Annotated in this window: 12 protein-coding genes; 10 read left to right on the top strand and 2 right to left on the bottom strand. The window is 44.7% G+C overall.

Annotated elements, in window-relative coordinates; all coding sequences use genetic code 11:
- Window positions 1–39: 39 nt before the first annotated feature.
- From ABTV53_RS19980 to ABTV53_RS19970, 3 genes are all read left to right on the top strand, one after another.
- Window positions 40–561, top strand: coding sequence for a deoxycytidylate deaminase (locus tag ABTV53_RS19980; protein WP_433745611.1), 522 nt, complete (start codon window positions 40–42; stop codon window positions 559–561).
- A 102-nt stretch (window positions 562–663) separates the two neighbouring features.
- Window positions 664–3,471 carry a ComEC/Rec2 family competence protein gene (locus ABTV53_RS19975; RefSeq protein WP_433745608.1) on the top strand — a complete coding sequence of 936 codons (2,808 nt, stop codon included), beginning with the start codon at window positions 664–666 and terminating at the stop codon, window positions 3,469–3,471.
- 1,109 nt (window positions 3,472–4,580) lie between these two features.
- Window positions 4,581–6,605, top strand: coding sequence for a copper amine oxidase N-terminal domain-containing protein (locus tag ABTV53_RS19970; RefSeq protein WP_433745606.1), 2,025 nt, complete (start codon window positions 4,581–4,583; stop codon window positions 6,603–6,605).
- A gap of 130 nt (window positions 6,606–6,735) precedes the next feature.
- On the opposite strand, the gene ABTV53_RS19965 is transcribed toward ABTV53_RS19970, so the two are convergent.
- On the bottom strand, window positions 6,736–7,038 hold the full coding sequence (locus tag ABTV53_RS19965) for a hypothetical protein (RefSeq protein WP_062835531.1): 303 nt from the start codon (window positions 7,036–7,038) through the stop codon (window positions 6,736–6,738).
- Window positions 7,039–7,389: 351 nt separating this feature from the next.
- On the opposite strand from ABTV53_RS19965, the gene ABTV53_RS19960 reads away from it, so the two are divergent.
- The 3 genes from ABTV53_RS19960 to holA all read left to right on the top strand — a co-directional run bounded on the left by ABTV53_RS19960 (window position 7,390) and on the right by holA (window position 10,484).
- The gene (locus ABTV53_RS19960; protein ID WP_017687205.1) at window positions 7,390–7,938 is read left to right on the top strand and encodes an RNA polymerase sigma factor; all 549 of its coding nucleotides are present in this window, start codon (window positions 7,390–7,392) and stop codon (window positions 7,936–7,938) included.
- Complete coding sequence (locus tag ABTV53_RS19955; protein WP_433745603.1) at window positions 7,935–9,212, top strand: anti-sigma factor family protein; 1,278 nt, start codon at window positions 7,935–7,937, stop codon at window positions 9,210–9,212. The genes ABTV53_RS19960 and ABTV53_RS19955 overlap by 4 nt, the downstream gene beginning before the upstream one ends.
- Before the next feature lie 255 nt (window positions 9,213–9,467).
- A complete protein-coding gene (gene holA, locus ABTV53_RS19950; RefSeq protein WP_433745600.1) occupies window positions 9,468–10,484 on the top strand; it encodes a DNA polymerase III subunit delta in 1,017 nt (338 codons plus the stop codon).
- Window positions 10,485–10,673: 189 nt separating this feature from the next.
- On the opposite strand, the gene rpsT is transcribed toward holA, so the two are convergent.
- Window positions 10,674–10,946: a 30S ribosomal protein S20 gene (rpsT, locus tag ABTV53_RS19945; RefSeq protein ID WP_024628504.1), complete on the bottom strand. Its 273-nt coding sequence runs from the start codon at window positions 10,944–10,946 to the stop codon at window positions 10,674–10,676.
- A gap of 175 nt (window positions 10,947–11,121) precedes the next feature.
- On the opposite strand from rpsT, the gene gpr reads away from it, so the two are divergent.
- From gpr to lepA, 4 genes are all read left to right on the top strand, one after another.
- Window positions 11,122–12,123, top strand: coding sequence for a GPR endopeptidase (gene gpr, locus ABTV53_RS19940; RefSeq protein WP_433745597.1), 1,002 nt, complete (start codon window positions 11,122–11,124; stop codon window positions 12,121–12,123).
- Window positions 12,124–12,269: 146 nt separating this feature from the next.
- Complete coding sequence (locus ABTV53_RS19935; protein WP_433745594.1) at window positions 12,270–13,565, top strand: stage II sporulation protein P; 1,296 nt, start codon at window positions 12,270–12,272, stop codon at window positions 13,563–13,565.
- A gap of 53 nt (window positions 13,566–13,618) precedes the next feature.
- Window positions 13,619–13,978, top strand: coding sequence for a hypothetical protein (locus ABTV53_RS19930; protein ID WP_433745591.1), 360 nt, complete (start codon window positions 13,619–13,621; stop codon window positions 13,976–13,978).
- A gap of 145 nt (window positions 13,979–14,123) precedes the next feature.
- On the top strand, window positions 14,124–15,938 hold the full coding sequence (gene lepA / locus ABTV53_RS19925; RefSeq protein WP_433745588.1) for a translation elongation factor 4: 1,815 nt from the start codon (window positions 14,124–14,126) through the stop codon (window positions 15,936–15,938).
- Window positions 15,939–16,060 lie beyond the last annotated feature (122 nt).

Genomic DNA, 16,060 nt, shown 5'->3' with positions numbered 1-16,060 from the left:
TATTAGAATAAAAATTGTGTTGAGCGGGAGGAAAGCAGCATGAGTACAGTAGAGGTACGCAAGGACTGGGATACGTATTTTATGGACATCGCGTATATGGTTTCCACCCGTTCCCGCTGTTCGCGTCGTCACGTAGGTGCCGTTCTTGTTCAGGGAAAAAAACTGCTGGGAACAGCCTATAATGGCGCACCCACCGGTGTTCCGGATTGTTCTGAAGCAGGTTGCATGATATCGGAAGAGTATGAGTTGGTCGTGACCGATGGACAAGAAGAAATGGTCAAAAAGCAACGCTGCATTCGCACAATCCATGCGGAGCAAAATTTGCTTTTATTCACAGATCGAATCGACCGCGAAGGCTCGTCCGTGTATGTGACCGACGAACCGTGCTGGACATGTGCCAATATGTTGGCAAATAGCGGGATTACAGAAATCGTGTTTCATCGTTCTTATCCTAAAGATACCGGCAAGGTTACGAATATGATGCAACAGAAGGGCATAACGTTCCGCAGGCTGGAGAATTACCAGCCCCCGCGGGAAACGATGATGACCGTGAGCAATTAATGTGAATATGGTTGAATACGTGAGGGAGAACCTCCGGCAAGCCTGAATTGGCTTTCCGGGGGTTTTTCTGCGTTCAACGGGTGAAATGAAGGAGGGGTAGAAATGAAAGGCAGACCGTTACTAAGTTTTACGATTTGTTGGCTGTGCGGGAGCGGGATAGCATGCGCGTTAACAGGCTGGACGTTAATCTGGGGGTTAATTGGAGCTCTGGCATGTCTGCCACTTTTACTTCGTTTTATTAATGTACGTGGATGGTCTGTTTTATTTTTACTCGCTGCCTTTATTGGAGGTGCTGCACATTGGGAGTGGAATGACGCACGCAATCATAGCAGTCTGCCGGAGACCATGAATGTTGCTGCTGATGAGACGGACGGTATGGCAGCCGAAATTCAGGGTGAGCTGGTGTCAGATGTACGCATTGATGGAGATCGGGCTGAATTTAAGATTCAGATGTCTTCAATATTACCAATATCGAATTCATCAACAGATACAGATCTGGCAGCATCATCTGCATCCAAAATTGATGAACAATTGATGGTACAAGTCAGACTGTTGGAGGAAGAAGAACAACAGGTAGCAGCGGGCTGGAAGAGGGGCGATTTGATTACGCTTAATGGTTCTTTTGTCCTTCCTGGTGAAGCCAGGAACTTTGGCGGGTTTGATTATCGCAGTTATTTGCGAGCCCTGCATATCCACTGGTTGTTCAAAGTGAAGGGAGCTAGCTCAGTCACAGCTACGCCTCCTGAGGGGCTTGGACAATTCAATGTACTACGGTGGACAGATTGGACAAGGAATAGGTTAGCTTCAGCGGTCGAGCAGTTATTTCCCGAGCCTCATGCAGGATATATGAAGGGTCTTATTATCGGGATGGCTACTGATATCGATCCTGGCACCTATGGTCAGTTTTCACAACTGGGTCTAACACATATCCTGGCAATCTCAGGAACCCATGTCGCTGTATATGTAGCTTCTCTTCTCCTTATTCTATCCTGGTTAAGGCTTACCAGAGAGACGGCACTCACGATTGCTCTGATCCTGGTGCCAGCTTATGTACTGTTGTCCGGTGGTTCACCTTCAGTGATTCGGGCAGGAATGATGTCCATGATTGGGTTGTACATGGCACGTCGTGGCCTCGCCAGAGACGGTCTTCAGATGATTAGTGCAGCAGCATTGCTAATGATGTGGTGGAACCCGTACTTTTTGCTAAGCGTGAGCTTCCAGTTATCCTTTCTCGTGACCGCAGGTTTGATGATCTATATGCCACTGATTAACCGACTGTTTAGCAGTTGGCCGAAATCTCTGGCAGCAACAGCATCGGTTACAGTGACCGCTCAGCTGATTTCGTTCCCGGTAACCATTCTCTATTTCAATCAGTTCTCATTACTCTCATTTGTGGCCAACTTCCTGCTTGTTTCTTTGATTAGCGCCATTGTATTACCCCTGGGGACGGTCACCATGCTGTTATCATTTATATGGATTCCCTTGGCGAAACCCCTCGCATGGATAGCGATGCAACTGAATCAACTGACATTTGTAAGTGTGGAGTGGATGAACAGCCTGCCAGGTTTTGTGTTGATCTGGGCAACACCTTCCTTGTTGTGGATAGCCGCATATTATGCAGTGTTGTATGCCTTACTCTATCTGTTGCATCGTGGCAATGGTGCGCAGCAAGAAACAGCGTTTGTTGAGGAAGAGACGGCTCCTCTTGTGAGGCAACAACCTGATAAGAACCGTGTAGATGGAAAAGAAACTTCATTAACGACTTTAGGAGCCAGTATCGCATGGCCGGAGTATACAAGTGCATTTACTGCACGAGGTGCAGGTTATTATACGCATCAACGAATGAGTAAATTTCAGAGATGGTTGTGCGGGTTGCTCGCGCTCAGCTTTATTGCTGGACTGTGGTGGGCATATCAGACTCCGCAGCCCGCTGGAACCGGCATTGTGCAGTTTTTGGATATTGGTCAGGGAGACAGCACATTGATTACTACACCGGAAGGCAAACACATTTTGGTGGATGGCGGAGGCACGGTGAGCTTTGGGAACACCGAACAATCTTGGAAAACAAGACGTGATCCGTATGAGGTGGGAGCCAAGGTCGTTGTTCCTCTATTGAAAAAGAGAGGCATCCATCGACTGGAAGCTGTAATTGTAACACATGCTGACCAGGATCATTTTGGAGGACTGCAGGCAGTTCTGGAACAGATTCCGGTTAAACGTTTCATGTTTAATGGCACAACCAGTGGTAAGGATAACTTTGATAAATTATTGGACACAGCCATGGAACGGAAAATTCCTCTGTACGCCATTCAGCAGGGGATGTCCTATAAGGCTGATAAAGAGACAAGTTTACATTTTATGGCTCCAGATCTGGCACATATGGATGTAAATATATCGGGCAATTTGCCTGTATCTGAACATCAGAATCATGATTCCGTTGTCTTTTTGCTGGACATGGCCGGGGCTTCCATGTTGTTCACCGGAGATATGGATGCAGCAGCTGAGCAGGATCTGCTCTATATGATTCAGGATGGCGCACTATCTGCCCAGTTTGAGCAGAAAGGTGCAGATATTGGAGTTACAGAGGGAGTTGTACAACGTGTACTTACACATCCGTTGCAGGATAATTCAAATGATGTTTCAGCATCTATATCCATTGACGTGTTAAAAGTCGCTCATCATGGTAGTAAAACGTCGTCAACCGAAGCTTGGCTCCAATACTGGAACGCCAAAACCGCCGTAATATCTGCTGGTATTAACAATACATACGGGCATCCCAATCCGGGAGTCATGGAACGTCTGGAGGCTACCGGATCAGATATTTATCGGACAGATCAGATGGGTGAGGTCCAGATGAGAGTGAAGGATGGAAAGATTGATATCAGGTACAAGTTGGTTGCAGTTGAGTGACGGCACGCGATCTATTTATCGGTGTGAAGATAAGTGAAAAAAGCTCCGATTTAATACCAACTGTAAGGCAAAAAAAACAAGAGAGCTTACAATAATGTGGATAGTCTGAGCAGAAAAAGTAATGAAGTTAAGTGTAAATATCGAGTAGATGACCCCACCTATGAAGCCTAATAGACCATATGCCGCAATAGCAACGAGCAATCTCATATACGTTTTATCTTTTTTTCTGTATAAAAGTAGTCCATCCACCAATATGGAAAGTGGCATAATTAAGAAAAGTAAAATAGCGAGGTTAATCAATAATCCAACCGCAAATGTATATCCGAATGAATAATAATGAGTATTCTCTATTCTTTCATCCAAGGGAACGTAGTGATATAACCCCATTACAAGTGAAATTACAATTGCAGTTAATATAGCTGCAAGTATTTTTCCGCGCGGTCTATGGATTCTATACGATTTTGTCATGACGGGCTTTAACCTCCATTCTGAACATCTATTTTTTAACAACAGATCGACTAAGCAGTTACTATATTTTAACATATACAGGTTGAGGAAAAAGTGGGAAATAGAGAAAGAGAGTACTTCATTGACCGCAGAAGAAAAGAGTCGTTTCGTTGCGAACGACTTTTTTTCTTGAATTGCATGATAGTGACATTTTTCAATGTCTATGCAATTTAAGGACTTCTCGACTGTTACTTAGAGGAGTTGACTAAGAATATGTTACTTTCTTGCTTTTAAAATACTAATCGGCAAACTAATTATAATTGCGCTGAAGAAGTTGAGTATGTGATCAATTTGATCGCAACTTTTATGCCCTATTATCATATTAAATGCAACAAGTAACACACTAGAGAGTAGAAAGATTCCCAAATTTAGTTACGAATACGTTCATATGTTCCATTTTAAATGAGTGAATAGAATTATTTGTATGTTGTTCGTTAATCATATGTAAAAATATGGCTTTGATTGCGTTTTTATTAGTGTTAAGTAATTTTCGTTGCAGGATTATGGTTATTTTTACCGAATAATAGTTAGGCCCACCTTAGAGGGGGATAGAGATACTTAGTGATCGTAGCACTATACATAATAATGAGGGGATCAAGAAAATGGAACTTGTAAAAATGGCACAAAGTAAAAGTAACAGTAATGCGACTCAGAACTTTAGAGTGAAATGGATAAGAAAAGCGATAGCCCTATGGATTGGACTTTTAGTTGTCGGTTTGATCGCAGGACAGTCCTCTGCTTTGGCATCATCTGGATCGGGTAACTCCATCACTTCAGTTCTTGACCGAAATGACTATTTGCTGGACGATGGTACACTTTGGTCTAAAGGGATGACAAGTGGAGTATGGACACAAAATCGAAAACTGATTGGTATCTCAAAATCAGACGACCATTCCATCTATGGTTGGACTGCCGATGGCCAAGTCATTCGGTGGGATAAGGACAATGCACATATACCAGTATCGAGACAATTCAATGGAGTGATTAAGGTATATGGCCATGGTTGGGTTCAGCTTCAGGATGGAAATCTTTATAATTTTGATGATCAGGCTAAGGTTTTGGATTCGATTATCGATGTGGATTCTTATCGCGATAGTTCTGGAAGAGATTCTTCTTATAGCGCATTATCTTCATCAGGAGATGTATATTATGAGAAATACAACAAAATACGTAAAGCGGGAAATGTAGTTGGTGGTAAAGCAATTGCAACGAATGGTGTTTACGCAGCAGTGCTTAAAAATGATGGCTCGGTAGTGATTGTAAGTATGCTGTATGAGGATGACCAGATCACGGTTGCGAATAATGTGCAATCTTTGATTTGGTGGGGGAGTACGCATAAGCTGCTCACGGTGAAGCAGGATGGAACCGTCTGGAGCTACGATCGAACTGCCAAATATAAGGGCGAGCAACTGCCGGGTTTAAGTAACGTATCGCGGATGGTGTATGCGCCTAATCTGGATGAACTATATGCACAGTTACAGGATGGATCATGGGCTACATATGATAATGGGAAGTTAACTCCTCTATCAGCTCCCGCGTTAAATCAAGTGACACTCACGGCATCTTCCAAGGACGCTAATATTGGGGATACGATCACCCTTACCGTTCAGGAGAATTATAGTAATGGTTTCAAGAACAAACGTACGCCATTGCCTGAAGAGCTTATAGTGGAGCAGCCCCAAGTTGCACAGATTCAGCCAGGAGGCAAACTAAAGGTTACGGGCATGGGAACAACCAAAGTGACGTTGAAGATAGGAGATTTGGCTTCAAGTCTTCAACTGAACGTTGATTCACAGCAAAAGTTAACAGGCGCCACATTGTTGGATGGAACTGTATACTTGCCAGTTCAGTCGGTGTTCAAAACTTTGGGAGCCAAAATTGATGTGAAGGGCTCATCTTTTGAAATTCAATTTGGAGATGACAGTATTGCTTTGCAAAAAGGGAGTGCTGTTGCGCGATTAAACAACAAAGAGCTGAAGTTGAAAGGGAAAGTACAAACCATTGGAGAACAGACGGTATTTCCTGCGGACTTGTTAAGACAGGCTGCGGGTATTCAGGTTCGATGGGATGCTGAGCTAAAGCAGGCCAAGGTGCTGGTTGGAAATTCTTCTATTCTGGTGGAATCGAAGGATACACTTGCACTGATCAAGAAAAAAGAGTTGGGGAATCTTGCTCGCTTCATTGGCAAGTCCTACTGGATCAACAGTGATACGAGTTTAGGGCAACGTTTCAGTAAAGTGACCATATCAGATATCAGAATGGAAAAGAGTAAATACGGTGATCGAAGTTACTCTATTGTCTTCCGCAATGCAAAAGGAAAAACCGTTTCTGCTTACGCAGGAGGTGCGCCTTCCAGTGTGACGGAGATGCTTGCCGATTCCAACCAATTCTTCTCCTCTGATCCGCATAAAAAATACAATTGGTCCAAGTCTACTTGGAATAAAATTATTGCCGGAGAAGTAGCTCTAGGAATGAACATAACGCAGGTGCGCTTTGCGTGGGGAGATCCATCGAGTATTTCGTATGAAACGAGTTCAAAAGGCAAAATCGAAGTTTGGGTGTATGGCAGCTCAGCAGGCATAAGAGCTTTAGGGTTTCTCAATGGCAAACTGATCGTGATTTACTGATGAATACACCAATTCATCACTTCATTTGATTGCAAGTCACAGTACAAAAAAGCCCGCTTTCCGTTACACTCCACGAGGGAGAATATCGGAAAACGGGCCATTTTTTCAAAATGTAGAAGAGATATAAGAACTATTCAACGCCGTCCTTAAAATGTTTGTTCCAGTGTTTGTCGCCTTTGTGCAGCAGATCTTCTACCGTTTTCTCAAGAGTCATCAACAGCTGTGCTCTGACATCAAGTACGGTTTCTCTGTACAAGCGTTCTTCCGATCCAACGATTTTATCGCCGTATAATGCCTGTGCAGCTACGTACTTCCGATGTTCCTCGACTAGAGTATCAATGGATTCCAATGCATGTTCCACAAAGTGGGAAATGCTTTGATATTCTTTGGGCATTTGTTCTTTTAAAGCTTGAATTTTCGCTAGAGCTGGCATGCTCATCACCTCGTGTTTATGAATGTAAATTTACAATACACTATTTTCATGAAAATTGCATTAAAATCAGCTTAAATTTGGACAAATTTCGACTTTTTTTATTTTCAGAGCCAAAAAAGTGCTTATCTATAATGTATGCCATTGCATTTGAATTGAGTCGTGTAAGTAATGGAATCCCTTTTGGATACGTTTGGTGACTCGTTATGCAATTTCTGTTATTCTAAGAGAAGATTTCAGCGGCCCTAATACATACGCCGTTATTTTGTTATGGCAAATTAAAAAAATACTTAACTTTGCAACAATTTTATTGATGATCACGTCTGTAAGGTTGCAGGGAGAGGGGGATCCTTTGTGGTAGAGCCGGAACTCATCAGAGCCGCTCAATCGGGCGATCGCGACGCTCTAATTACCCTATTGCGGGAGATTGAACAACACGTCTATCGGACCGCATATTACATTCTAAATAATGAACAGGACGCTTTGGATGCTGCTCAGGAAGCGTTGATCCGAATTTACACCAAAATCAACTCATACGAAGAAAAGGCCCAATTTAAAACATGGGTACAACGCATCGTCACAAACATCTGTATTGATAAATTCAGAAGAACCAAACCATCTGTCTCCATTGACGAACATGACATGGTTTTTCAGGATAATCAGGATGTGGAGTACGAGGTCATGTCTACATATGTGGCCCAAGACATTCAGGATGCGATCAACAAGCTTCCCGAGCATCATCGTACCGTTATTGTTCTAAGATATTTGCAGGACTTATCCTACAATGAAATTGCGGATTGTCTCGATCTTCCGTTGAATACGGTGAAATCTTATTTATTTAGAGCCAGACAGCAATTACAGAATCTACTACAGGAATATCAGAAAGGTGGTGTGACAGGATGAAATGCGAAGAGGTGGTGGAATGGATGCACCGCTATCTGGATCATGATCTGGGCGAGGCGGAAACTGCGCAGATGCTACAACATGTGGCGAAGTGTCCGGAGTGTGCCGAGAATTTTAGTTTACTCAGAGCTCTTTCCAGAGAACTGGAAGAATTACCGCAAGTAAGCCCGAGATTCAGTCTGGTTGATGCGATTATGCCACAACTTGATGCCATTGACGAAGCGCGGAAAGAACAAAGTAGCACCATACAGGAAATGAATCCTGTCCCCGCTACATTTGAGAATTTGCAACGTTCAAGTGAGCGGAAAACGAAGCAAAAATGGCTCAACTCGATGGCAGGACGTATGTCCATGGGTGCAGCGGCTGCAGCAGTTATATTGGGATTCGCCATCTGGGGAAATCCGCCTGAACAGATTGAGAATGCCGATTCCATGCTGATGAGCTCTGGAGCTTCTCAAGAGAGCGGTAATGTGGATGAGAATCCATTGAGCAAGAATATTGAGAATAATGATCCAGCAGCTTCTTCCACACCAAGCACCAATGATGTTTTTGTGGATCAATCAAATGCTTCACCAACTGAACCGGATAACCAGGGGGGAGAAACAACTCCTGAAGAGAACGGTGGAGAAAAGGTGCAGGAGCCTGAGGTTAGGTCAGATCCGACTCCTCAAACACCGGCTACTGAATCAACGCCTTCTTCAAATAAAGGAACACAAGACAATTCGTCCAAAACACCTACGACCGATAATCAGAGGAATGAGGTTCAGAACCAAGATGCTGAGCAGCGAAATCAAGAATCAGAAGATGCTCCCAAATCTCCTGCAGATGCGGAAGAGAATGGAGCAACAGAAACAGAAAATGGAGATACCTTCACTTCTCAGACAATCGTACCAAATGTAAATGAAGATGCTCCGGTGGAAGGCAATTCTGCTCCTGATTCCGGTGCAGGTACTGACGCCTCTGGAGGAAACAAAGGTTTTGCAGCAGGACAGGATCAGGAAATGACAACAACAGCAGCACCAAAAGAATGGAAATCCCCTGACGGCTCTTATGTAGTTATGCTTATTGGTGATCAAATCAGCATATACTCCAAACCTGTGGGCGAACCGGATGTTCTAAATTTGGTTGAACAACGCAGTATAGAGGGGACACTGAAGTCAGCGAGTTGGTCAAAGGATGGTACTCTGTTTAATTACGAAACGGACAAGGACGGAGCAACGGCGAAGAACTCGTTTAATGTAACAGCTGTTTCAGGTGGAGCTCCTGCGAAATAATTAAAATGGGGAGAGCGCTTCTCTAAACAAAAGAACATTTTCAGTATGACAAGCATATAGTGGAAGTAACAAACCGTCCTATCTCAGTTCAAACAACTGACGTCGTATGACCGCGCACCGGCTTTTTCTAGAACTGCTGGTGTATGCGTTTATATAGATGTAGGACAGGGGACCTTCATCCGTAACTGGATGTAAGGTCCCTTTGTTGTCTTGCGCTTTTTCTGGTAGGATAAGAGGGATAAGGAGGCGCCGTGAATGGATGTAAAAAGTGCAACAAAGGCAATACGGAATGGAGAAACGGCACCGATCTATGTGCTGTACGGAACGGAGAAGTACCAGATACAGCAATTTACGGATATGTTAAAAGAACAGGTTATTGAAGAAGAGCATCGTGATTTTGCGATTATTCCATATGATTTGTCTGAAACGGCTGTGGAGGTTGTTATTGAAGAAGCAGAGACCGTACCTTTTCTGGTTCCTCGCAAATTAATTATTGTAAGGGACGCGAGCCTGTTCACCGCAGGTAAAGAATCCAAGATTGAACATCAGGTTGATCGTCTGCTTACATATATGGAAAATCCGGCAGATTACAGTACGATTGTTTTCCTGGCCCAAGGGGATAAGCTTGATGAGCGTAAGAAACTGGTGAAGGCTGTCAAGAAACAGGCAGTCGTTCTTGCTTTTGCTCCACTCAGTGGAGATGAGTTATTGAATTGGATCGTGAAACTGGCGAAGCAGCGGGATGTTTCCTTGGAGACGGGAGCGGCGGAAACGTTGATCAGCTATGCAGGAACAGGTCTTCAGACGCTGTCTGCTGAAGTAGACAAGTTATGTTTGTTTGCGGGGAATGGGGGGACAATCAAGCGTACTGATATCGAGTCGCTGGTTGCCCGTAGTACAGAGCAGAATGTATTTTCATTGGTGGAAGAACTCGCTAATTTGCGACTGGAGAAGGCATTGGCTCTGTTCTATGAGTTGCTGAAGCAGCGGGAAGAACCGATTAAAATTGCGGCTTTAATCGCACGCCAGTTTCGGATCATGATCCAGGTGAAAGAGTTGGGCCAACAAAGTTACTCCCAACAGCAGATTGCCAGTCAGCTTGGTCTGCATCCATATGCTGTTAAGATTGCAGGTGAACAAGCGCGTAAATTTCAGCCGGAACGTCTGAGAATGATTTTGAGTCACCTCAGCGAACTGGATTACCAGATGAAAACAGGAGCGGTGGATAAAGTACTTGGTCTGGAGCTGTTCTTATTAAGACTTGGTGCGTGAATGGATACGTAAACGTAATAGATTACTGGTGTGAATAACAAACAAAGCGACCTTTGCTCCATGATCGTTAAATCATTGGAATAAAGGTCGCTTATGTTTGTGTCTTATACTTATCGAATCAGATACTAAAAAATCCTGAAAGCCTATGCTGTTCAGGATTTTTCCATTGGATCGTATAAGTAACGCTTCTTACGCTTGTGCGGAAAGAGCGTTCAGTTTTTTCGCCAAGCGAGACTTTTTGCGTGCTGCAGCATTTTTATGAACCAGACCTTTAGTTACAGCCTTGTCCAGCTTTTTGGAAGCAGCTTGAATCGCAGCTTTTGCAGTATCAACTTCGTTACTTACCAGAGCAGCATCAGCAGCTTTAACAGCTGTACGGAGTGCAGACTTCTGGGAAGCGTTGAGTGCGCGGCGCTTGTCGCTCGTTTTTACGCGTTTAACAGCGGATTTGATGTTTGGCATTACATTCACCTCCTGTAAGGCATTTGCATGAATACAAACGTTTCACAACTTAAAATATTCTATCACGCTAGCATGTAAAATGCAACAGATATTCCTACGATGTTCGACATGCTGTATAAAGAAACCCTTTTTCCCACACAATATGCTCAAATGCGGTAAGGGAGGCAGGGACAGAATGACACTGGATTTGCAAAACTATACAGTTCGTACCGATTTGGCAATTGACTCCAAGGAAATGGCGCAAGGTGGACAGCAACAGACGATTCCCGGACTACGGGAAGATGTAGAGAAAAAAGAGGGTATTACGATTACACGGATTGACGTCCTGAATGAAGAAGCAGCCAATGCCATTGGACGGGTGAAAGGTCATTATGTCACTTTGGAGGTACCTTCACTCCGGAATGGTGATACCGAATTACAGGAGCGAGTTGCCGCTGAGTTCACACGTGAGATGGAAGATTTTATGGTGAAGGCCGGAATCAACAAAACATCCAAAGTTTTGATTGTGGGTCTCGGTAACTTGCATGTCACGCCGGATTCACTTGGTCCACTTGTTGTGGATAATCTGATGGTGACCCGTCAGTATTTCGAATTGGTGCCAGATCAGGTTGCCCCAGGGTATCGGGAAGTCAGCGCGATTGCTCCCGGCGTGCTCGGTACAACGGGCATTGAATCCAGTGACATTGTACAGGGGATTGTAGACCGCACCAAGCCGGATGCCATTATTGCGATTGATGCCCTGGCCTCCCGTTCCTTGGAACGTGTAAATACAACGATTCAGGTGGCGGACATTGGTATTCACCCGGGTTCCGGTATTGGAAACAAACGACGTGGCCTGACTCGTGAGATATTAGGTGTGCCCTGCATCGCCATCGGAGTACCAACCGTATGTTATGCGTCCACCATCGTGAATAATGTGATTGAGATGATGCGCTCACACTTCCGCGAGGAAACGGATCAGACCAAACAGATCATGGGCATGCTGGACGACATCGGTGAGCAAGATCGCTTGAGTCTGGTGAAAGAGGTACTGGAGCCACTAGGTCATGACCTCATTGTTACCCCAAAGGAAATCGATGAGTTTATCGAAGGCATTGCCAATGTTATCGCTACAGGGCTTAACGCCGCACTCCATGATGCCGTGAATCCGGATAACGTTGCTGCCTATACACATTAAAACTTAAAACTGCTCAGAAGAAGGTCCGAATCTATCGGACTTTCTTTTTTTTGTTTCTGGAATCTTTCATTTACCTGTTCTATCAAATTGGGCCGGCTCATAGAGTTGAAGTATAAGAGTTGTCCAGCAGGGAAGGAGACAGCAGAATGAACAAGATATTGGCCTGGAATATTGGAAAGTGGAAAAAAAGATGTCTGCACGTGCTGGCCATGGGCCGTACGTTGTTGTTGCTTATGATCATATCTGCCTTGTTTTTTGTCGTACTGGGCCTGGGGGGCATGGCGGAGAAGCGTTTAAACAATTCCCCCGTTTCTTCCATGAAAGGATTTGCGAGCGCCGTCTCAAGCCGGTTTTTTGTCGATATGTTAGGCATGGAGATGCCTCACCTCACCCAGAAGGAACAGACCTCTGCCATATCCGGTGAAAATCTCACCTCTTTTGTTTTCAAATTGCTGACGAATGTAAATCCTCAAGATCCGAAGAGCCTGATTGCGAGAGAAATGCCGGGCATGGGCTCGAACCAACCTGTTCTGCTCCGTCCTGGCTCTGGTAACGAAAAAGCCGAAGCTCCCGAAGATTATCAGCCCGGTCCCGGTCTTACGGATACGGCTTCCGCAGGTGGAGGGAAACCCGGTAGTGAGCTGCATGTTCCACCAGGTCAGGACAATACGGATCCACCTGATTCGAGCGAATCTGGAGATGGAAAAGGTAAGGAAGATCCACCAGCGAAGAATGGCGAGAAAGATAATTCAGGCACACCGACAATAGGCAAAAAATCAATTCTTATCTATCATTCCCATCCACGGGAAGGCTACAACCCATTACTAGGTACGAAAAGTGATAATCCATCATCAGGCAAATCAACAGGCAATGTGTTTCAAGTGGGAACCTATCTCTCAGACAGTCTGGAGAAGCTCGGAATCGGCGTAGAACACGCCAAGGATGATTATCCAACCAAAGTAAAGGACTATAACTGGAACTATTCCTATAAATACTCCCGTCAAACGGTAAAAGCGGCACTCGCTCAAAATGACGATCTGACGTATCTCATCGACATTCATCGCGATTCACAGCGTCACGGCAAAACAACAACGACCATTAATGACCTGGGCTATGCCAAAGTGTATTTCATTATTGGACATGAAAATCCGAATTGGAGGCAGAATGAAGCCTTTGCAGCGAAAATTCATAAGAAACTGGAAGCCAAGTATCCAGGTGTATCCCGAGGTGTCTGGGGCAAGGACGGCGGAGGAGCTAATAACGGAGAGTATAACCAAACCCTTTCACCCAACAGCATTTTGATTGAGATTGGCGGGATTGACAACACAGGAGCTGAGTTACAACGGACATCGAAGATTCTAGCAGACATGATTGCCGAAGTGTATTGGGAAGATCAGAAGGTGGACAAAGCCAGTGCGGAAACATCGTCGCAGGGTGGATAGGAACCATATATGTACGAAGAAAAAATAGTAGAGATTGACAGGAGGCAATACACATGTCCAGATTCGGTAAAAGACTGTTATCCATCGCTGTATTAATGATGCTGGGTGTTCTGTTTGGAATGCAGCTGGCTGGTAGCAACTTTCATATGGGCAATCCATCAGGAGGCACGCCAACCGTGGTGACAACTGAGCCAACTTCCTCGGTTACCGAATCTGTTCCAGCTGCACCTGTGCAAAAGGAAATCAAAGAACGACCATTTGTACCTGTTCAGTCACCAAGCCAAGTGCTTGGGGCAGATCAAAATAAGGCTCCGGTTGATGTTTTGGCAGACAAAACGGCTGGACTATTGCAAAATCTCTCACATAGTGGAATCAAGTGGGTGGTCTCTCTTTTTAGCGGCGTTGCTGAATAAAATACCATGATTTAAAGGTACAATATAACCTCTGGGAGTGCATGATAACACTTTATTATAAAGTTGAGACATCACGGGATTGATGCACTGTGCTTCAACTGTTATAATGAAGTGATTGACACTAGGCTGTTTCTGGGGGTAAGGAATGACTGACATTCGGGCAAGACAACGTAAAATTCGTAACTTTTCTATTATTGCACATATAGATCACGGCAAATCAACACTTGCGGACCGGATCTTGGAGCACACAGGTGCGCTCACTTCACGTGAAATGCAGGAACAAGTTCTGGATAAGATGGATCTTGAACGCGAACGTGGAATAACGATCAAGCTACAAGCAGTAGCCTTGACTTACAAAGCGGATGACGGTGAAGAGTATTTATTGAATCTGATTGATACACCGGGACACGTAGACTTCACGTACGAAGTATCACGCAGTCTTGCTGCATGTGAAGGTGCTTTGCTGGTTGTGGATGCGGCTCAGGGAATTGAAGCCCAAACACTTGCCAACGTGTATCTGGCATTGGATAACAATCTTGAAATTTTACCGGTTATCAACAAAATTGACCTTCCGAGCGCTGATCCTGAACGGGTGAAGCAGGAAGTGGAAGATGTTATTGGTTTGGACACAAGTCATGCGGTTTTGGCTTCGGCCAAGTCGGGTATCGGGATCAAAGAGATTCTGGAGCAAGTGGTGCAAAGTGTTCCGGCACCGACTGGTGATCCTGACCAGCCTTTGAAAGCGCTGATTTTTGACTCGCACTATGACCCGTACAAAGGTGTAATCGTATATGTACGTGTTGTGGATGGCAAAATCAAATCCGGTTCCAAAATCAAAATGATGGCAACAGGTAAATCATTTGAAGTCATTGAAGTTGGAGCGTTCAAACCTCGCATGACCATCGTGGACGAGCTGAACGTCGGGGATGTTGGATTTATCGTTGCAGGTATCCGGCATGTTGGCGATACACAAGTCGGGGATACGGTAACGGATGCCAAAAATCCAACACCGGAACCTCTGCCGGGTTATCGTAAAATTAACCCAATGGTGTATTGCGGTCTCTATCCGATCGAAACATCGGACTATGTTGATCTGCGTGAAGCGTTGGAGAAATTGCAGTTGAACGATGCGTCTCTGAGCTTTGAACCGGAAACATCCAGTGCACTCGGTTTTGGATTCCGTTGCGGATTCCTTGGACTGCTTCACATGGACGTGATCCAGGAGCGAATCGAGCGGGAGTTCAACATTCCGTTGATCACAACGGCACCAAGTGTAATCTACCACGTCACGTTAACGAATGGTGAAGTGATGAAAATCGACAACCCATCCAACTATCCTGAGGTGGGACGGATTGATTACGTCGAGGAACCATACGTCAAGGCAGATATTATCGTACCGAATGATTATGTAGGTACCATTATGGAGTTGTGTCAGAATAAACGCGGTGAATATGTGAATATGGAATATCTGGACACGACCCGGGTTACCATTACCTATGAGATTCCGTTGTCCGAGATTGTATATGACTTCTTCGACCAGTTGAAATCAGGTACCAAAGGATATGCATCCCTGGATTATGAGCTGTCCGGTTACCGGCAGTCCAATCTGGCGAAAATGGATATTGTACTCAATGGGGAACAAGTGGATGCTCTGTCCTTCATCGTTCACCGTGACCGTGCCTATAACCGCGGACGCATTGTCTGTGAGAAACTGCGCGAGCTGATTCCACGGCAAATGTTCGAGGTGCCAATTCAGGCATCTGTAGGAACCAAGGTCGTTGCTCGTGAGACGGTAAAAGCCATGCGTAAAAACGTACTTGCCAAGTGTTATGGTGGTGACATCTCGCGGAAACGGAAACTGCTTGAGAAGCAGAAAGAAGGTAAGAAGCGGATGAAGCAGGTTGGTAACGTTGAGGTGCCACAAGAGGCATTCATGGCGGTACTGAAAATTGATGATTAAAAACGCAATCTCCGGGTACATCAAGGTTTTGTGTATCGGAGAATGCGTCTAAACAATCTAATTTGAGGTACAGCACAGAATGTGTGTATTCAAATTAGATTAAAGAAAATTCAAAGCTGAAA

Source organism: Paenibacillus amylolyticus, assembly GCF_050990605.1.
In the GTDB taxonomy this organism is placed as follows: Bacteria; Bacillota; Bacilli; order Paenibacillales; family Paenibacillaceae; genus Paenibacillus; species Paenibacillus amylolyticus_H.
The sequence above is the reverse complement of the archived record's forward strand: the minus strand, read 5'-3'. Positions and strand labels throughout refer to the sequence as shown.

Coding starts and splice junctions, on each gene's coding strand:
- lepA (WP_433745588.1), top strand. CDS start 14,124: ATGACTGACATTCGGGCAAGACAACGTAAAATTCGTAACTTTTCTATT.
- ABTV53_RS19965 (WP_062835531.1), bottom strand. CDS start 7,038: ATGCCAGCTCTAGCGAAAATTCAAGCTTTAAAAGAACAAATGCCCAAA.
- rpsT (WP_024628504.1), bottom strand. CDS start 10,946: ATGCCAAACATCAAATCCGCTGTTAAACGCGTAAAAACGAGCGACAAG.
- ABTV53_RS19975 (WP_433745608.1), top strand. CDS start 664: ATGAAAGGCAGACCGTTACTAAGTTTTACGATTTGTTGGCTGTGCGGG.
- ABTV53_RS19980 (WP_433745611.1), top strand. CDS start 40: ATGAGTACAGTAGAGGTACGCAAGGACTGGGATACGTATTTTATGGAC.
- gpr (WP_433745597.1), top strand. CDS start 11,122: ATGACACTGGATTTGCAAAACTATACAGTTCGTACCGATTTGGCAATT.
- ABTV53_RS19970 (WP_433745606.1), top strand. CDS start 4,581: ATGGAACTTGTAAAAATGGCACAAAGTAAAAGTAACAGTAATGCGACT.
- ABTV53_RS19930 (WP_433745591.1), top strand. CDS start 13,619: ATGTCCAGATTCGGTAAAAGACTGTTATCCATCGCTGTATTAATGATG.
- ABTV53_RS19955 (WP_433745603.1), top strand. CDS start 7,935: ATGAAATGCGAAGAGGTGGTGGAATGGATGCACCGCTATCTGGATCAT.
- ABTV53_RS19935 (WP_433745594.1), top strand. CDS start 12,270: ATGAACAAGATATTGGCCTGGAATATTGGAAAGTGGAAAAAAAGATGT.
- holA (WP_433745600.1), top strand. CDS start 9,468: ATGGATGTAAAAAGTGCAACAAAGGCAATACGGAATGGAGAAACGGCA.